The sequence below is a fragment of the Halarsenatibacter silvermanii genome, assembly GCF_900103135.1.
Lineage (GTDB): Bacteria > Bacillota > Halanaerobiia > Halanaerobiales > Halarsenatibacteraceae > Halarsenatibacter > Halarsenatibacter silvermanii.
Genome location: NZ_FNGO01000006.1, coordinates 25,341 through 43,712 on the forward strand (window position 1 = coordinate 25,341; position 18,372 = coordinate 43,712).

Annotated in this window: 16 protein-coding genes; all 16 read left to right on the forward strand. The window is 47.9% G+C overall.

Going from position 1 to position 18,372, the window contains the following annotated elements; all coding sequences use genetic code 11:
• Positions 1-50 precede the first annotated feature (50 nt).
• The 16 genes from BLT15_RS04420 (at position 51) to hslU (ending at position 18,283) form a co-directional block, all read left to right on the forward strand.
• The gene (locus BLT15_RS04420; RefSeq protein ID WP_089759075.1) at positions 51-875 is read left to right on the forward strand and encodes an outer membrane beta-barrel protein; all 825 of its coding nucleotides are present in this window, start codon (positions 51-53) and stop codon (positions 873-875) included.
• Between the two features lie 55 nt (positions 876-930).
• Entirely contained in the window at positions 931-1,437 is a 507-nt protein-coding gene (locus BLT15_RS04425; protein ID WP_089759077.1) for a hypothetical protein, read from the forward strand.
• Positions 1,438-1,743: 306 nt separating this feature from the next.
• Complete coding sequence (locus tag BLT15_RS04430) at positions 1,744-3,012, forward strand: patatin-like phospholipase family protein (protein ID WP_089759079.1); 1,269 nt, start codon at positions 1,744-1,746, stop codon at positions 3,010-3,012.
• A gap of 201 nt (positions 3,013-3,213) precedes the next feature.
• Positions 3,214-5,286, forward strand: a complete 2,073-nt coding sequence (locus BLT15_RS04435; RefSeq protein WP_089759081.1) for a ribonucleoside triphosphate reductase — start codon at positions 3,214-3,216, stop codon at positions 5,284-5,286.
• 73 nt (positions 5,287-5,359) lie between these two features.
• Positions 5,360-6,085 (forward strand): anaerobic ribonucleoside-triphosphate reductase activating protein, encoded by a 726-nt coding sequence (locus BLT15_RS04440; protein WP_089759083.1) that lies wholly within the window; start codon positions 5,360-5,362, stop codon positions 6,083-6,085.
• 47 nt (positions 6,086-6,132) lie between these two features.
• A complete protein-coding gene (gene nrdD / locus BLT15_RS13070; protein ID WP_143423013.1) occupies positions 6,133-6,273 on the forward strand; it encodes an anaerobic ribonucleoside-triphosphate reductase in 141 nt (46 codons plus the stop codon).
• Positions 6,274-6,549: 276 nt separating this feature from the next.
• Positions 6,550-7,089 (forward strand): type 1 glutamine amidotransferase domain-containing protein, encoded by a 540-nt coding sequence (locus BLT15_RS04445; RefSeq protein ID WP_089759085.1) that lies wholly within the window; start codon positions 6,550-6,552, stop codon positions 7,087-7,089.
• 60 nt (positions 7,090-7,149) lie between these two features.
• The gene (locus tag BLT15_RS04450) at positions 7,150-8,850 is read left to right on the forward strand and encodes a 2-oxoacid:acceptor oxidoreductase subunit alpha (RefSeq protein WP_089759087.1); all 1,701 of its coding nucleotides are present in this window, start codon (positions 7,150-7,152) and stop codon (positions 8,848-8,850) included.
• Positions 8,850-9,701: a 2-oxoacid:ferredoxin oxidoreductase subunit beta gene (locus BLT15_RS04455; RefSeq protein ID WP_089759089.1), complete on the forward strand. Its 852-nt coding sequence runs from the start codon at positions 8,850-8,852 to the stop codon at positions 9,699-9,701. The genes BLT15_RS04450 and BLT15_RS04455 overlap by 1 nt, the downstream gene beginning before the upstream one ends.
• Positions 9,702-9,755: 54 nt before the next feature.
• Positions 9,756-10,256 (forward strand): ferritin-like domain-containing protein, encoded by a 501-nt coding sequence (locus BLT15_RS04460; protein ID WP_089759091.1) that lies wholly within the window; start codon positions 9,756-9,758, stop codon positions 10,254-10,256.
• Positions 10,257-10,462: 206 nt separating this feature from the next.
• The gene (locus BLT15_RS04465) at positions 10,463-11,329 is read left to right on the forward strand and encodes an SIMPL domain-containing protein (RefSeq protein WP_159429816.1); all 867 of its coding nucleotides are present in this window, start codon (positions 10,463-10,465) and stop codon (positions 11,327-11,329) included.
• A 205-nt stretch (positions 11,330-11,534) separates the two neighbouring features.
• A complete protein-coding gene (gene dprA, locus BLT15_RS04470) occupies positions 11,535-12,659 on the forward strand; it encodes a DNA-processing protein DprA (RefSeq protein ID WP_089759094.1) in 1,125 nt (374 codons plus the stop codon).
• A gap of 73 nt (positions 12,660-12,732) precedes the next feature.
• Positions 12,733-14,856, forward strand: a complete 2,124-nt coding sequence (gene topA, locus BLT15_RS04475; RefSeq protein WP_089759096.1) for a type I DNA topoisomerase — start codon at positions 12,733-12,735, stop codon at positions 14,854-14,856.
• 12 nt (positions 14,857-14,868) lie between these two features.
• A complete protein-coding gene (trmFO, locus tag BLT15_RS04480) occupies positions 14,869-16,182 on the forward strand; it encodes a methylenetetrahydrofolate--tRNA-(uracil(54)-C(5))-methyltransferase (FADH(2)-oxidizing) TrmFO (protein WP_089759098.1) in 1,314 nt (437 codons plus the stop codon).
• A gap of 150 nt (positions 16,183-16,332) precedes the next feature.
• Positions 16,333-16,887, forward strand: a complete 555-nt coding sequence (gene hslV / locus BLT15_RS04485) for an ATP-dependent protease subunit HslV (protein WP_089759100.1) — start codon at positions 16,333-16,335, stop codon at positions 16,885-16,887.
• Between the two features lies 1 nt (position 16,888).
• Positions 16,889-18,283 carry an ATP-dependent protease ATPase subunit HslU gene (hslU, locus tag BLT15_RS04490; protein ID WP_089759102.1) on the forward strand — a complete coding sequence of 465 codons (1,395 nt, stop codon included), beginning with the start codon at positions 16,889-16,891 and terminating at the stop codon, positions 18,281-18,283.
• Positions 18,284-18,372: the final 89 nt, after the last annotated feature.

Consider the following 18,372-nt stretch of genomic DNA (forward strand, 5'->3'; position numbering starts at 1 on the left):
TGCGCATCGATTCAAAGGCAGGCCAAATATCATTTAGGGGGTCAAAAAAAATGAAAGATGGAACTTCCTATCGAGTTTTTTTCAAAGCCAGGCATTTTATAATGATAACTTCTCTGACAGTTTTGTTGCTCTCTGTAAGTCTAATTTTTTCCACTACAGCATTGCAGGCTGATGAAGTGGCCGATGAAGAGTTTGTCGGGCTTTCCTTTCAGCAAACCAGTAATAGAGGAAATTCTCGTTTCTATGAAAACGACATTTATGGCGGTTTAAAATATTTATATTTCGATAGTGATGTTAATATATTATCTGAAGGGTCAAATAATGACTTTGAATATGAAGACGATCTTTACTATGATTCCAGCCCGGGATTTTTCGTAGGGGCCAGGAATAGAGTCTCACCGCAGTTGACTTTATCAGCCGAATACAGTCGCTTTACTTTTTCCGACGATGTGGATTTTGAACTTGATAATAATGATGATGGTAATAAAGAGATTGATATGACATTCAATACCATAGGAGCTGATGCTGAGATCGACCTGGTAGGTGATGAAGCTACCAGATTCAAGTTTTTGGCCGGAGTTTCCTATCACTTCGGTGATCTGGAAGTAGATATTTCTTCTGATGAAGATGATTTAGATGGAGTAGATTCAGAGGTTGACCTGAACAGTGATTTTGGCTACAATCTTGGTTTTGCTCTTGAGCAGGAATTGAGCGAAAAAATGACTTTTCATAGCAATGTGAGATATCGATTTCTGGACCTGGATATCGACGAGGTTGAAGAAGAAATAGATGGCGAAGATAGAAGTATGTTTAACGAACATGAATACGATATGGACGCTATCGAATTCAGCGCGGGAATTTCTTATAAGTTTTAACCGGAATAAAATTATATAGGTTCTTTAAATTTTATGGTTCGAGGGGGCTTGTATCGTGAAAAAGAGCAGCTTAATCATTTTGTTGTTAATTACGGCTTTGACTCTGACTTCCTGTTATGAAACGGGAGTAAAGATGGATTTTGATTCAGATGGTGAAATGGATTTAAAAATCAATGTTGAAGGAGATGAGGATATAGCAAGCGATGATGTAAATATGGTTTACTGGCAGCTGTTAACTGCTTTTCCAGAAATAGATATTAATTATCACAGCTATAAAGAAGACAGAGATTTGAAATTTGAAAGATTGAAATCAATCTCACATGAAAAAATAGACCATATTACTTTTGAGAAGAAAAATGGGAGATATGAATTTGAAATGGAACTACCACCTATATATTCTGAACTGGATGAATCAGATGATCTGTTTCTAAATGTAATTGTTACTCTGCCGGGAGAAATAGATACGGCTAACACCATTAATGTTGAGGGGAATCAGTCTGAATGGGATTTAAGAATAAGAGATATTCATCAGAGTATAAAGCTGGAAGCTGTAACGGAATGAATTTTGAAAACATGGGTTTTGCTTTTTTTTTGCTGTTTTCGCTGATTGTTTTTTAAAATCAGCTGTCACCTCTCGAGCAGATAGTAAAAAATTTAGGGAATTTTATATAATCTATATATAATTGTAAAAGATAGAAAAAGCGGACCATCTTGCGTTCAGCTGTTAAATAGCTTTGACAGAAAAAAATGATAACAAAGACGGAAACTTCTTCAGCGCCGGCAGCAGGAATAAAGTTAAACATAAAGAAGAAATAATTATGAGCTTTTAAAAATCGCATTTGAAAAATAGAGAGATAGGGAAAAGGAAGTGATCGATTTGCTGGGGCTTGCTTTAGAAGGAGGAGGAGCCAAGGGTTCTTATCATATCGGGGTTTATCAGGCTCTGCAGGAGCAGGGATTCGAATTCGATGGCGTGGTCGGCACCTCGATCGGGGCTTTAAATGGCGCCATGATAGCCCAGGACGATTTTGATCGGGCTTTAAATCTCTGGGATGAACTGGATCCCGGTGAGCTTCTCAACATCGAGGGAGAAAAGCTGGAGGAGATCTACGGGATGGAATTTGACCGCGATAACGTCGCCTATCTGCTGGGCAGAATGAAGGAGATCATTAAAAACCGCGGCCTGGAAACCGAACCTATCAAAGATCTCATCGAGAAGAATATCGAGGAGGATAAGCTCAGGAGCAGAGATATCGATTTTGGACTTATCACCATCTCCCTGAGCGATATGGAGCCCAGAGAGCTGTTTTTGGAGAATATTCCCGAAGGCAAGCTGGCGGAGTACCTGCTGGCCAGTTCCTATCTGCCGGCCTTCCGCCTGGAAAAACTGGGAGAGGAATATTTTCTGGACGGTGGCTTTTACGATAATCTGCCGATCAATATGCTGATCGAGCGGGGATATGATAAAATCATCGCCGTCAGGACCTTAAGCCGGGGCAGAATCAGACCGGTCAAAGCTGAAGGGGTGGAGATCACCTATATAGAGCCGGATGAAGATCTCGGCCGGGTGTTAGAATTCACTCCCGAGCGCATATCATACAACAAAAAACTCGGATATTTCGATGCTCTGAGAGAATTTAATGATCTCGAGGGAAGGAAATATTATCTGGAGGCGGAAAGTAATAATGCGGGCGAAGAATTAACAGATGACTCGTTTTTGGAGCTTTTTATGAAGATTCCCGAAGAGGATGTGAGAGAAGCCGCCGAATTTGCCGGGTGTGAGGAAAAGCACTGGCGGCGCACGCTATTTGAGGAGTTGATTCCGCTTTTGACCGACGAGCTCGAGATAGAAGAAAAGGCCGATTATCGCAGGATAGCGATTCTCTCCCTGGAGGAGCTGGCCCGGGAGCTGAAGATCGAGAGATTTGAAGTTTACAGCATTTTTGAGTTCTGGGAGTTGATCGCGGAAAATTATGAGCCAGGACTGGCCGGAAGCCGCAGGAAACTTCCGGAGATCATCCGCAAAAGCGATTTTTTGGCATCGCGGCTGAGAAAAAATCCCGGTCTGAAGCTCACCGCTATTCTCTTTGCCAGCCTGCTGAAAAGAGAGAACTTTTCTCCTGCTGGGAAGCAATGAGAATGGATAAAATGATAGTTAATTTACATTCAGGCGGCCTGATCTGTGATATTATAAATTGGGCTTCTGTTCATAGGTAAATCTGAGTCAAGCAAGTTCCACCATTGCAAAAGTTATCCCTGATTCGGCGATTTTTCTATGAGCTAAAGTCATCCTGATGTCAGCTTTTGATATTATTTTTTATTTAGAGGAGGTCAGTTAATGACACTCGAGTACATTCGCAAGCGAGATGGAACCGAAGTGCCTTTCGATGCCAGCAAGATCAAGGCTGCCGTCAACGCAGCCAGCGAGGCCGTGAACGGAGATGAAGACATAGGCGAGGAGATCACCAGAGAGGTGGTTTCCTATCTGAAGATTTTTTATGAGGACAGCAACAGCATGCCTGACGTGGAGAAAATTCAGGACCTGGTCGAGAAAGTTCTGATCGAGAAGGGCTATTCTGAAGTGGCCAAGGCCTATATTCTTTACAGAGAACAGCAAAAAAAGCTCAGAGATACCCAGCAGCTTTTTGATGATGCCATAGAATCGATGAACAATTATCTCGATAAAGAGGACTGGAAGGTCAATGAGAACAGCAATATGGGTTATTCGCTGCAGGGGCTTAACAATTTTATCTCCTCGGAGATCACAGCCCAGTACTGGCTCAAGGAGATTTACAGCGAGGGGGTAAGAAAACATCACGCCTCCGGCGATTTTCACATTCACGATCTGGGCAATTTGAGCGTTTACTGCTGCGGCTGGGACCTGCAGGATCTGCTGCTGACCGGCTTTAGAGGGGTCGAGAGCAAAATTGAAAGCGCCCCACCCAAACACTTCAAGGTGGCTTTAGGTCAGGTCATAAACTTCTTTTATACACTGCAGGGTGAAGCCGCCGGAGCGCAGGCCTTTTCCAATTTCGATACCTATTTAGCTCCCTTCATTTATTATGATGATTTAAGCTACGAAGAGGTAAAACAGGCCATGCAGGAGTTTCTCTATAACATAAATGTACCGACCAGGGTGGGATTTCAAACGCCCTTCACCAACGTGACGATGGATCTCAAAGTGCCCGAATTTCTGGCCGACGAGCCGGTCATAATCGGTGGCGAGCCCCAGGATAAAACTTACGGAGAATTCCAGGAAGAGATGGATATGTTCAACCGGGCCTTCGCCGAGCTGATGCTCGCCGGCGATGCCAAAGGCCGCATGTTCTCCTTTCCCATCCCCACCTATAATATCACCGAGGATTTTGAATGGGATAATCCCGTGCTCGATCCGATCTGGGAGATGACCGCAAAATACGGCATCCCTTATTTCTCCAACTTCGTGAGTTCTGATATGGATCCCGAGGATGCCCGCTCGATGTGCTGCCGGCTTAGGCTCGACAATCGCGAGCTGCGCAAGCGCGGCGGCGGTCTTTTCGGTGCCAATCCCATGACCGGATCGATCGGAGTGGTAACGCTTAACATGCCCAGGATAGGATATCTGGCCGGCGATGAAGATGATTATCGCAGCAGGGTTTTAGATCTTATGGATAAAGCTCAAAAGAGCCTGGAGACCAAACGCCGGGTGCTGGAAAATCTGGCCGAGAACGGTCTTTATCCCTATTCGAAATTTTATCTGCGCAGCGTCAAAAAGCGTTACGATCAGTACTGGAAAAATCACTTCAACACCATCGGCATAAACGGCATGAACGAGTCGCTGAAAAACTTTATGGGAGCCAGCATAGCTGATAAAGAGGGCAGAGAGTTTGCCCTGGATATCATGAAGATGATGAAAGAAAGGCTGGCCGATTACCAGGAGGAGACCGGCAATCTTTATAATTTAGAGGCCACTCCCGCTGAGGGTACCGCCTACCGTCTGGCCCGGCTGGATAGAGAACAGTTCGGCGATGAAATTATCTGCGCCAACCAGGAGAGGGTCTTAAAAGAGGATGCCGATCCTTATTACACCAATTCGACCCATCTGCCCGTCGATGAAACCAAAGATATATTCTCCGCCCTGGAAAAGCAGGATCAGCTGCAGTCGGTATACACCGGCGGCACCGTATTTCACGGCTTTTTGGGCGAGAAGATGCCTGATATTGAGGCGACCAAGAAGCTCGTGCGCAGGATAGCACATAATTTCGAGCTGCCCTATTACACTATCACTCCCACCTTCAGCATCTGCCCGGTTCACGGTTATATCTCAGGGGAACATCAATATTGTCCTATTTGTGCCCGCGAGAAAGCAGAAGAAGCTGATGCTGAAGATGCCGAAGAGGCTGAAAAGGAAAAAGAAAAGATCAGCAGCTGATCGATCAGCTCCGTCAGCCGATACAGTTTTTGCTGAGATATTCGGCTGCCGATCGTGAAAGGATGTGATAGTCATGAAGATAGCCGGACTTTTGCCGACCAGTCTGCAGGATTATCCGGGCCAGATAGCCGCCGTCGTCTTCACCAGCGGCTGCAATTTCAGCTGTCCTTACTGTCATAATCCTGAGCTGGTCTCCGGCGGAGACGGCAATTTTTATGATGAGGAATATGTAATATCTATGCTGGCGGATAGAAAAAATTATCTGGATGGGGTCGTTATCACCGGAGGCGAGCCGACGCTGCAGGATGAACTGGTCGAATTTTTAAGCAGGCTCAAGGAGGAAAATCATCTGATCAAGCTCGATACCAACGGTTCCCGGCCGCAGGTGCTGGCAAAACTTCTCCAGGAGGAACTCATCGATTATGTGGCCTGGGATTATAAACTGCCGGCCGGACGCTACGATGAACTGACAGAAGTCGAGAATATAAAAAGTCGGCTGGAAAAAACCGCGGGGCTGCTGGCCGAAAGCAGCATAGAAGTCGAGATAAGAACGACGGTCGTGCCCGAGCTTATGTCCGGCGAAGATATCGCAAAGATCACCCGGGAGCTGGCCCGGTTTAACAACCGGGAAGAGGAGTTCCCTGACAGCTATTTTCTGCAGGAATTTCGCGGCAAAAAGGTGCTAAATCCTCAATACAGCGAATATACGCCCTTTACCAGAGAAAAAATGCAGGAATTTCTGGAGAAAGCAAGAATAAATCTTAATAGAGAAGCAGTTGAGCTCAGGGAAAATTATTGAGCTCAAAAAGTTTTATAATGAGTACTGTCCGGAAAGGAGGTTTTTGCATGGCGCAAAAGAAACAGGAGTGCGAGGTTTATTCCCGCGTTGTCGGTTATCTTAGCCCTGTCAGTCAGTGGAATCGGGGCAAAAAAGAGGAATTCTCCGACCGGGAAACTTATCAGACCCCGGAGAGCGAATCCGCTTAAAAACCGGCTGAAACAATTCAATCATTTTTCCCTTCTGGGCTGGAATCGCATTTATTCAGGGATGAGAGAAGCTGCCTGCTAAATAAAAAGCAGGTTTCCGCACTCTCATCCTTTTATTATTTTTTGTTTTCAGCAGAAAAAAATCGATCAGGCAGGATTTTCAAATTGAGTAAAGAATAATTATTACAAGCATACTAAAGATTATGCACACTAAATATTACCCGATTATAATTCGATAAGAAATATGAGATTGACTGCGAATGGAGGTATAATTTTATGAGCGAACAGAATATAGATGATGACAAAAAGAGAATTGCGGTGCTGGCCGGTGAAAAATATCAGACTCTGGAAGCCTGGTATCCCATCCTGAGATTGAGAGAGGCCGGTCATCTGGTCGATGTGATCGGCAGAGATGAAGGCTGCAGCGTCTGTCCCAGCAAGTGCGGCTATGAGCTTGAGGTCGATTATGCTGCCAGCTCTATCGATCCCGATAATTATGACGGAGTCGTTGTGCCCGGAGGATACGCTCCTGACAAGCTGCGCCGCGATGAAGCAGTTCTCGAACTGGTGAGTTACCTGGACGAAAACGACAGGCTGGTGGCGGCTATCTGTCATGCCGGCTGGGTATTGATATCGGCCGATGTTCTTTCTGAGACCACTGTGACTTCTGTCAGTGCCATCAGAGACGACATCGAAAATGCTGGTGCTGACTGGGTCGATGAAGAGGTCGTGGTCGATGAAAACCTGATCACCTCCCGTCAGCCTGATGATCTGCCGGCCTTTATGCAGGAAATACTCGACTTTCTGGAAGACTGAAAAAAAAGATTCTTATCTTATCAGTTGAAAGCAGCAGAAATTAATGGGAGGAGGATTTTTTTGGACTTAAACGTGGTAGCAGCAGGAGAGGCAGGTCAGGGTCTTCAGACTGTCAATCAGATCATAAGCAAGGCTTTGTTCAGGATGGGTTTTAGCGTATTCAGCAGCAAGGATTATATGTCCCGGATCAGAGGCGGACACAATTTTATGAGGATCAGGATGGCTGATGAGGAGATCAGCTCCCCCAGAGAGGATATAGATGTTCTGATAGCTCTCAACGAGGAGAGTCTGGATATTCACAGCGGCGATGTGAATGAAGGGGGCGTGATTCTCTATGATGGAGAGGCAGATAAAGTCGATCGCTCCGATTTTGAGATTAAAAATATTCCGGCCGGGGAAATCGCCAGCGAGGTAAACCCCCGGGCGGCCAACACGGTTTTTCTGGGTGCGCTCTGGCGGCTTCTGGACCTTGATACCGATTGTTTGCAGGAGGTAATCAAAGAGCGCTTTTCCGACACCGGTGTACAGGAGGATAATCTCAACCTGCTCGAGCGGGGCGGTCAGGAGATAAAACCCGAATTTCAGATCGAGAAACCGCCGGCTGACAGCTCTGATAAGATGATGATCAACGGCAATCAGAGCATCGGGCTGGGAGCGGCCATGGCCGGAGTTCAGTTTTATTCGGCCTACCCGATGACCCCTTCGACGGGTATTTTAAACTATCTGGCCTACCGCCAGCAGGAGCTGGGAATTGCGGTTGAACAGGCTGAGGACGAAATTGCTGCCATAAATATGGCTCTGGGCGCTTCCTATGCCGGGGTGAGAGCGATGACCGGCACCTCAGGCGGCGGGTTTTCACTTATGGCCGAGGGCTACGGTCTGGCCGGCATAATGGAGACGCCGATAGTTATCGCCGAAGTGCAGAGACCGGGTCCTGCCACCGGCCTGCCCACCCGCACCGAACAGGCGGATTTGAGTTTTATAATCAACGCCCATCAGGGCGAATTCCCCCTTATGGTCATAGCCCCCAGGGATCCGGAGGAAGCTTTTTACGAGACGGTCAGAGCCTTCAATCTGGCCGAAAAATATCAGATTCCGGTGGTGCTGCTTTCCGATCAATTTTTGGCCGATTCTCAGCGGGACGTCGAAGAATTCGATCCCGAAAAGGTGGAGATAGAGCGGCATCTGGTCTCCGGATCAAAATGGCCGGAAGACAGGGAATACAAAAGATACGAGATCACCGAAAATGGCATCTCTCCCCGGGCTTATCCCGGTCAGCTTCCCGGCGAGGTGGTGCTGCAGGACAGCGATGAGCACGATGAAAGAGGTTTTATAGTCGAGTCGGCCGAAAAGCGCAAAGAGATGGTCGATAAAAGGATGGAAAAACTCACTCAGCTGAAGCGCAGCGATGTAAAAGAGCCCGATTACTATGGACCGGAACGGCCTGAATATCTGCTCATGGGCTGGGGTTCGACTCACGGTCCGCTCAAAGAAGCACAAAAACGGCTGCTAGCTGAAGATGTAAGCATCGGTCTGCTCTCCTTCAGCGATGTCTGGCCCCTGCCTCAGGCTGAGCTGGAGAAGAATAGATGTTATAACACTGTACTGGTCTCGATTGAAAACAATGCCACCGGGCAGTTTGCCGATCTGGTCAACTCCGAGACAGGACTTACGGTCGACAATCGAGTTTTAAAATATGATGGCAGGCCCTTTACAGGCCAGGAGATTTACCGCCGCTTAAAGAAAGAGGTGATCGTCTGATGGTTGAAAAAGCAGATTTCCAGCCGGATCGCGAAACCGCCTGGTGTCCCGGCTGCGGTAATTTTCCTCTGCGCAAGGCTCTGGCTTCTGCTCTGACCGGTCTCGAAATCGAACCCTCTGAAGTCGCCATGTTCAGCGGCATCGGTCAGGCGGCCAAAATGCCGCATTATATCAGGGTTAACGGGTTTAACGGGCTGCACGGACGGGCCCTGCCTCCGGCTATCGGTTTCAGGCTGGCCAACCCGGAGCTTAAAATAATAGTAGAATCAGGAGACGGTGATACCTATGGAGAGGGCGGCAACCATATTCTCCATAATATCCGCCGCAACCCCGATATAGCTCATTTTGTTCACAACAACCAGATTTACGGGCTGACCAAGGGCCAGGCCTCTCCCACAACCGGCGAGGATATCAAGACCAAAGTTCAGCCGGAGGGCATAACGGCCAGTCCTTTTAATCCGATTGAGTTTGCCGTGGCCATGAATGCCAGCTTTGTGGCCAGAGGTTTTGTGGGCAGCCGCGATCATCTGATCGATCTGATGCAAAAAGCCCTGCAGCATAGCGGTTATGCTCTTGTCGATATACTCCAGCCCTGCGTTACCTTCAATGATGTCAACACCTATCAGTGGTACAGCGAAAGGGTTTATGAGCTGGGATCGGACTATGATGAGACCGACAGAGACAGAGCCTTTGTGAAGGCCAGAGAGTGGGGAGATGACATCCCCATAGGCGTCATCTATCAGCAGGAAAAACCGACATTCAGGGATAATTTTTCTCACCTGCCCGAAGAGATGCAGGTGGAGCCGGAAGCTCCAGAAAACCTTGAGCATCTGCTGGATGAATTCAAATAATTTATATCTCTCTGGATATGATATCATTAAAAAATCAGGAAAGGGGCAATTATCGTGGACGATATCTATCAATTTGCCATCGATTTTGAACAGGAAAACCAGGAATTTTATCGGGAATGTGCCGATAACGCCGAGAATGAACGACTCAAAAATGTCTTCGTTGAGCTTGCTCAGGAGGAAGAAAAACACGAGAAAATCGTGAGAGAGCTGGCCGAAGAAAGAGTCGGGGAAGAAGAGGTCGAATCGGATATAGTTCCCCGGGCCCGGGAAGCTTTTGAAAAGATAGTCGAGGATTTTCAGCAGCAGGGCAGCGAAAACCTGACAGTCGATCAGGTCGACATATATCGGGAAGCTCAGGAACTGGAGCAAAAAAGCAGCAATTTTTATACCGAAAAAGCCGAAGAGACCGACCAGGAGGATGTTCGCGAGGTATTTGAAAAGCTGGCTGCCGAAGAAAAAAAGCACGAGGAAATTCTGGAGAATATTATCGAAATGGTAAATAAGCCCCAGACCTGGCTTGATGATCCCGAGTGGTATCATCTGGACGAATATTAATCGGAAAGCTCATCAACACGGCTGTTTTAGCTGAATGAATACCCGGATCCGGGTCTTCTTAGCTCAAAAGGAGATCCGGATTCAGCTATTTTATTTGAGCGGTTTCCTCTCCTGTGATATAATTGAACCTGCAGAAAACGTCGATATTCTCCAGCATGGTTTTTTACGTCCTTAATTTCTTTTTTATGCATACGGAGGTGGATAAATTGGGCAGGAAGGGTTATTATATTTTGATAGGGCTGGTATTGGTTGCGGTGATGCTTATAATTCTCCCCCAGGAGATGACACTTTTGCGCCGGGACGAAGCCCCGGCCGAAGTGGCTGAAATAGAAAACTCCCCGGAAGAAGAGGCGATAGCTCCCGAAAATATGGTCGATATAGACGAGTTAGAAGAGGAGTTTGAGCTCGATACCGGGGAGCTTGAGGAGAGGATGGAAGCAGTCGAAAAGCAGCTGGTGGCGGCCGAAGAGCGCGATAAAGAAACAGAGATAGAGATCTCCCACCGGGAGACTCTGGAGGTGAGTCCGGAGCTGGCTGAAATAACCATGGCCGTGGAAAATCAGGGCGAGGATATTTCCGAGGTTCACAGCGAAAATGCCGCGCAGCTGAATGAAGCCCGCTCCCTTTTGAGCGATGAGTATGATCTCGAATTTGAAACGCTTGCCTTCCGCATCCGGCAGGACCGGGATGATAATTATATAGTAATAAACCTGATAAAGACAGAGATAACCGAACTCGATAAACTGGGAGAGATAATAGACAGCTCGGTCGAGGCTGGAATAAACCGCATCGACAGTATAGATTATGACCTGGTCGAGAGAGCTGAAGTTCAAAGCCGGGCGACCAGTCAGGCTATCGAGGAGATCAAAGCTAAAGCTGAAGAGATCACCGCCGAATTCGGCGGGGCCGATTATAGATTTTCCCGTATTAAAATCGATGATGGCATAAAAGCCGGCAGCTTCTCTCCTTTTGAATCCGGTCTCAGAGCCGAAACCATGGCCGATGGGACACCTGATATAACCCCGGGAGATATCGAGGTGACCACAGAGATTGAGGCGACGGTAAAATATTGAGCCAGCAATTTCAAACCATACTGAACCGATCTCTCCCGGCCGGAATCCGGCCGGGATTTTTTAGGCTTTTCTGCTTCCATTATCATCCATTGACAGTAATTAATGCTTTCATGGTTAAATGAATAATATTTTTCCAGCCAGATTATTGATTTCCTGTTAATAATTGTATATAATAGAATTAATATTTGCGGGAAAGGAGAAATCAATGGCTAATAATAAAAAATACTGGCTGGGTCTGGCGCTGGTTTCGGGTCTGGGTCCCGTACAGCTGAGCAGGGCTTTAAAAATAGAGGGAGATCCCACCCGGATATGGCGGGCCAGCAGAAAAAAACTCGAATATTTAATCGACAGTACCGAAGCGGTAGATAATCTCATAAAATTGAGAGAAAATCTGGATCTGGAAGAAAAACTGAAAAAAATAAAGGCTAAAAAGGTCGATCTAATAGCCCGCGATGAAGCCGATTATCCCGAAGTTCTTCTGGAGATACACGATCCTCCCCCGCTGCTTTTTGTGCGCGGGAATATTTCTGCCAGCTTTCCCGCGGTGGCGGTGGTGGGCTCCCGTAAATCCACAGGTTATGGCGAGAAAGCAGCCCGGGAGCTGGCCGGGGGGCTGGCTCTGCGCAATATTGTCGTCGTCAGCGGCATGGCCCACGGCATCGACCGCGAGGCTCATCTGGGAGCTTTAAACGAAGGCGGGCGGACCATAGCTGTACTGGGATCGGGACATGATCACTGTTATCCCCGCCAGAATCGCGATATATTCAACCGCATCCCGGGTCAGGGAGCGGTGATATCGGAATTCCCGCCGGATGTCAGCCCTAAAGCCGGCAACTTTCCCCGTCGAAACCGCATAATCAGCGGAATTTCTCAGGGGGTGGTGGTGGTCGAGGCGGCCGAAAAAAGCGGAGCTTTGATAACAGCCAGCCTGGGACTGGATCAAAACAGGGATGTGCTGGCTGTACCGGGAAATATAGACAGAGCATCGAGCAGGGGCTGTAATGATCTGCTCCGCCAGGGTGCCGTGCCCGTAACCTGTCCGGAGGACATTATCAATCATCTGTACAGCGAATTTGCGGGCGACAGCAAATCTGAGGAAGAGGAGTCTGTAATTATACCGCCGGCCTTTTCTCCCCTGGAAAAAAGAATGATCGGTATTTTTAATCGCGAGAGAGAGCTGACTCTGGAAGAACTCATCGCGATCACCGGCAGAGAGGCGGGTGAGCTGAGTTCTCTGCTCGTAAAATTTGAGGTAAAAGGGATAATAACCCGCAGAGCTGGACAAAAATATTGCTTTCAGGGTTTACAAAGCCTGTTAAAACCAATATAATATACTAGAAGTAATTATCAAAAATAAATAAATAATAAATCGCAGCAGTTTAGTTTACTGCGGAGGTGTGATCATGTCGAATAATCAGGAAGAAACGCTGGTGATAGTAGAATCACCGGCCAAAGCTAAAACTATAAGCAAATTTCTCGGCAGCGGTTATAATGTGGAAGCCTCTATGGGACACGTAATCGATCTGCCCAAAAGCAAGCTGGGCGTGGATATAGAGGATGATTATTCCCCTCAGTACATCACCATTCGCGGAAAAGGGGAAATTCTCGATAAATTGAAACGCGCGGTCAAGAAAAATGATCGAGTTCTTCTGGCCACTGACCCCGATCGCGAAGGAGAGGCAATATCCTGGCATCTCTCCCGGGCATTGGAGCTCGAGGAGGAAAAACCCAGAATTGTCTTCAACGAGATAACCGATGAAGCCATAAGCCGGGCGCTCGATGCGCCCCGTTCGGTCGATAAAAATCTGGTCAATGCCCAGCAGGCCCGGCGCGTGCTGGACAGGCTGGTGGGCTATAAGCTGAGTCCGCTGCTCTGGGAGAAGGTTCGCCGAGGACTTTCGGCCGGGCGGGTGCAGACGGTGGCTGTTAAAATAATCTGCGAGCGCGAAAGAGAGATCGAGGCCTTTGAACCGGATGAATACTGGACAATCGATGCCTTTTTGCAGAGGGATCAAGATGAGGACGGGGAGGAAAATATTGAAGCTTCGCTGCACAGGATAGATGGTGAAAAATTCGAACTCAGCAGCGAAGATGAGACCCAGAAGGCGGTCGAGGAGATAAAAGAGCAGGATTTTATCGTCGATTCCGTCAAAAAACGCAAACGGCGAAGATTTCCCAATCCGCCCTTCACAACCAGCACCCTGCAGCAGCGCGCAGCCAGCATATTTGGCTTTTCGGCCAAGAAGACGATGTTCGTCGCCCAGCAGCTTTACGAGGGCATGGATATCGAGGGCGAGGGCAATGTCGGTCTGATAAGTTATATGCGTACCGACAGCACCCGGGTCTCAGCCGAGGCCAAAAAGCAGGCAGCTGCCCATATCAAAAGTGAATTCAGTGATCGCTATTATTCCGGCAAATCAAAAAAGAAAAACGACGATGAAAATGTTCAGGATGCACATGAAGCTGTCAGGCCGACAGGAGTGAAAAGAACTCCTGAGCGCATCAAAAGCGATCTGAACAGAGATCAATACCGCCTCTATAAATTGATCTGGGAAAGATTTGTTGCCAGCCAGATGGCACCGGCCGTTTATGAAACTATGACGGTTGATATCGGGGCCGGAAATAAATACACTTTTAGGGCCTCGGGATCGAAGATGCTCTTCCGGGGGTTTTTGCGTGTTAACACTTTCAGCAAAAGCAATCTGACCGAGATACCGGAGGTAGAGGAGGGAGAAAAACTGGAGTTGAGCGAGCTCGATCCAGAACAGCATTTCACCTCTCCTCCCGCCCGCTACACGGAGGCAAGTTTGGTCAAAACCCTGGAAAAAGAGGGGATCGGCCGACCGAGCACCTATGCTCCCACCATTTCCACCATCGTCGATAGAGAATATGTGGAAAAAGAGGGTAACAAGCTGGTGCCGACCGATCTCGGGTTTACTGTCAACGATCTTCTTGTCGAATACTTTCCCGATGTGACTGACGTGGAATTTACGGCCAGAATCGAACAGAAACTCGATCTGATCGAGGAAGGCGAGATAAAATGGCGAACTCTTTTAGATGACTTTTATTCTCCCTTCCAGGAGAAGCTGGAAAATGCCAAGAAAAATATGGAAAAGATCGAATACGTGGAAGAAACCGGAGAGACCTGCGAGAAATGCGGAGGAGACATGGTGGTAAAGTACGGACGTTACGGCAAGTTTGTGGCCTGTTCCAATTATCCGGACTGCAAAAATACCAAACCTTACCTGGACAGCACCGGGGTCGAATGTCCCGAATGCGGTGAGGGAGAGCTGGTCAAGCGCAAGAGCAAAAAAAAGGGCAAGAAGTTTTTCGGCTGCAGCACCTACCCTGATTGTGAGTATATGCTCTGGGATAAGCCGATTTCGCATCCCTGCCCTGAATGTGATGGTCAGCTGGTCGAAAAATACAGCCGTAAATACGGTGAATACGTAAAATGTGTGGACTGCGGATACAAAGGCGACAGACCCGAGGAGGTCACAACCGGGCAGAGCAGCGAGGCCAGCTAAGGAGGAATAACTATGTCCGATCGGGCAACTGTCATAGGAGCCGGCCTGGCCGGCAGCGAGGCTGCCTGGCAGCTGGCTCAGCGCGGGTTCGCAGTCGATCTTTATGAAATGCGGCCTGAATCGCTGACACCCGCTCATCATACCGATAAGCCGGCCGAACTTGTCTGCAGCAACTCACTGCGCTCAGACAGTCTCACCAATGCCGCCGGACTGCTCAAAGAAGAGCTTAGACGTCTGGATTCTTTGATCATTTCGGCCGCGGAAAAGACCAGGGTGCCGGCCGGTAATGCCCTGGCGGTGGACCGGGAAAAATTCCCTGAAAAAGTGCTGGAAAGACTGAAAAATCATGATTTGATCAGACTGGTCCGCAGGGAGATAAAGGATATTCCCGATACCGACCCGCTGATAATAGCTACCGGACCTCTGACATCCGATCCTCTGGCCGAATCCATCAAAGAGTTTACCGGCGAGGATTATCTTTATTTTTACGATGCAGCCGCTCCGATAATAGAGGCTGAGAGCATAGATTACGAAAAGACTTTCTTTGCCTCCCGCTATGATAGGGAGAGCGATGATTATCTCAACTGTCCCATGGATGGAGAGCAGTTTATGGATTTTTGGGAGTTTCTGCTGGGAGCTGAATGCAATCTACCCCATGATTTTGAGGACGAAAATTATTTCGAATCCTGCCTGCCCATAGAGGTTCTTGCCCGCCGGGGCAGAAAATCGCTGCTATTCGGTCCGCTAAAACCCGTTGGTCTGGAAAATTCTGAGACCGGCGAAACTCCCCATGCGGTGGTCCAGCTCAGGCGCGATAACAGGCAGGAAACGCTTTTCAACCTGGTCGGTTTCCAGACCAGGTTGAAATGGCCGGAACAGGACAGAATGCTGGAGTTTATTCCCGGGCTGGAATCCGCCCGCATAGTGCGCTACGGGGTGATGCATCGCAACACCTATATCGACTCACCCGGGCTTTTGACTTCCTCTTATCGGCTCAGGGGGGAGAGGCCGATCTTTTTTGCCGGCCAGCTCACCGGAGTTGAAGGTTATGTGGAATCGACCTCCTCCGGGCTGGTGGCAGGGATAAACTGTGCCCGACTTCTGGACGGGGAAAATCATCTGGCTTTTCCTGAATCCACAGCCACAGGGGCTTTGGCGGCCTATATATCCGACCCTTCTCACGAAAATTTGCAGCCGATGAACATAAATTTCGGCCTTCTGCCTCCTCTAAAAGTGGATATAGATGAAAGGCAGAAGCGCAGAAGACGGAGGTCTGAACAGGCTCTAAAAGAGCTGGAAGACTTCATCGAGCAGAAGGGGATTTGAAAGGTTTTTTAAAGTTTTTGTCGAGGCCGTCCGATACCGGTTGAAAAAAAATAAATTTTAAAATTTTCTTGACAAAAATGATATAATCATGTTAAAATGAAGTGAAAGAAATACAATTTTGAATCATTTGAAAACTTACGAGGTGATGAAGTGGCTGATAATAGTTTTGACAGCACAACCATTCTAGCAGTTAAACACCGGGGACAGACTGCTATCGCCGGTGATGGTCAGGTGAGCCTGGGAGAGACTATCATGAAGTCAGGCGCCCGTAAGATCAGAAGGCTTTATGAAGAGGAAATACTCGCCGGATTCGCCGGCACTTCCGCAGATGCCTTTACATTGTTTGAAAAATTTGAAAATAAATTGAAGGAATTTCATGGTCAGCTGGAAAGATCTGCTGTCGAGCTGGCCAAAGAATGGCGCACTGATAAAATGCTTCGCCGTCTGGAGGCGCTTTTGATCGTGGCCAGCAGCGAGAAAATGCTGCTCATATCCGGAACCGGAGATGTAATCGAGCCGGACGACAGGCTGCTCGCTATCGGATCCGGCGGAGATTATGCCAGGGCCGCCGCGAGAGCGCTTCTGGAGAATGATACCGACCTAGCTGCTGAGGAGATAGCCCGAAAATCGATGAACATTGCAGCTGATATATGTGTATATACCAATGATAGGATAGTAATTGATACTCTGAACGAGGAGGAATAGGATGGAGGAATTGACACCTCGGCAGATTGTCGAGGAGCTCGATAAATATATTATCGGACAGGATGATGCCAAAAGATCTGTAGCGATAGCGCTGCGCAACAGATATCGCAGACAGCAGATAGATTCAGAGCTCAAAGATGAGATCATTCCTAAAAATATTCTTATGATAGGTCCAACCGGCGTCGGCAAAACCGAGATAGCTCGCCGACTGGCCAACCTGGCCGGTTCACCCTTTTTAAAGGTGGAGGTCAGCAAATTTACCGAGGTCGGTTATATGGGCAGAGATGTGGAATCGATGGTAAGAGATCTGGTCGAGACTTCTATAAGAATGGTGGAGGAAGAAAGAAGAAAAAAGGTGAGAGATAAGGCCAGAGAGCTGGCCGAAGAAAGAATTCTCGACAAACTGCTGCCCGGCTCAGAGGCCGGCGAAAAAAAGGACAATCTCGAATCGCTTTATTTTGAAGATTCGGATGATGAGGACAGTCCTATCAAGAAAAAGGAGGTAGATGAGAGGAAAAAGCGCCGCAGAGATCGCTTCCGCAGACATCTGCGCAGCGGTTATTTTGATGATCAGATGATCGAAATCGAGGTAAAAGAGGACGGCAAGCAGATGTTTGAGATCTTTTCCGGAGCCGGTATGGAAGAGATGGGGATAAATATGGAGGACATGTTCGGCAGCATGCTGCCCTCACGCAGCAAAAACCGCCGGGTTACGGTCGAAAAGGCTTTAAAAATTCTCACCGAGCAGGAAGCCAGCAAGCTCATAGATACCGAAGAAGTCTCAACAGAGGCGATAAATAGAGTTGAGCAGGAAGGCATATTGTTTCTTGATGAGATAGATAAAATTGCCGGCCGGGAAAGCGACAGCGGTCCGGAGGTTTCTCGCGAGGGTGTCCAGCGCGATATACTGCCCATCGTCGAGGGGTCTACAGTGAACACAAAACACGGAAGCGTGGCCACCGACCACATTTTATTCATGGCTGCCGGAGCCTTTCATGTCGCCGATCCCAGCGATCTAATACCAGAACTTCAGGGCCGATTTCCCCTGAGGGTGGAGCTGGATAGTTTGACCGAGGAAGATTTTGTGGAGATTTTAGAACAGCCGCAAAATGCTCTCACCAAACAGTACCGGGAGCTTCTGGCTGTAGAAGATCAGGAGCTGATTTTTGAAAAATCCGCAATAGAGCAGATTGCCAGCTATGCGGCCGAGATCAATGATCAGACCGAAAATATCGGTGCCAGAAGACTTCATACTATTATGGAAAAAGTTGTCGAGGAGATCTCTTTTCAGGCTCCAGAGATGGAGGCAGGAAAGATAGAAATAGATGATGAGTACGTTCGAGAGAGCCTTGAGTCCATCGTTGAAGACCGTGATCTGAGCAGATATATTCTTTAAAGCGGTCTGAAACAGCAGGATCTTATCCGCAAATGTTCGACGCGTAAGATAGGACTTTTGTTATTCAGATTAAGTGAAAAATTTATTTT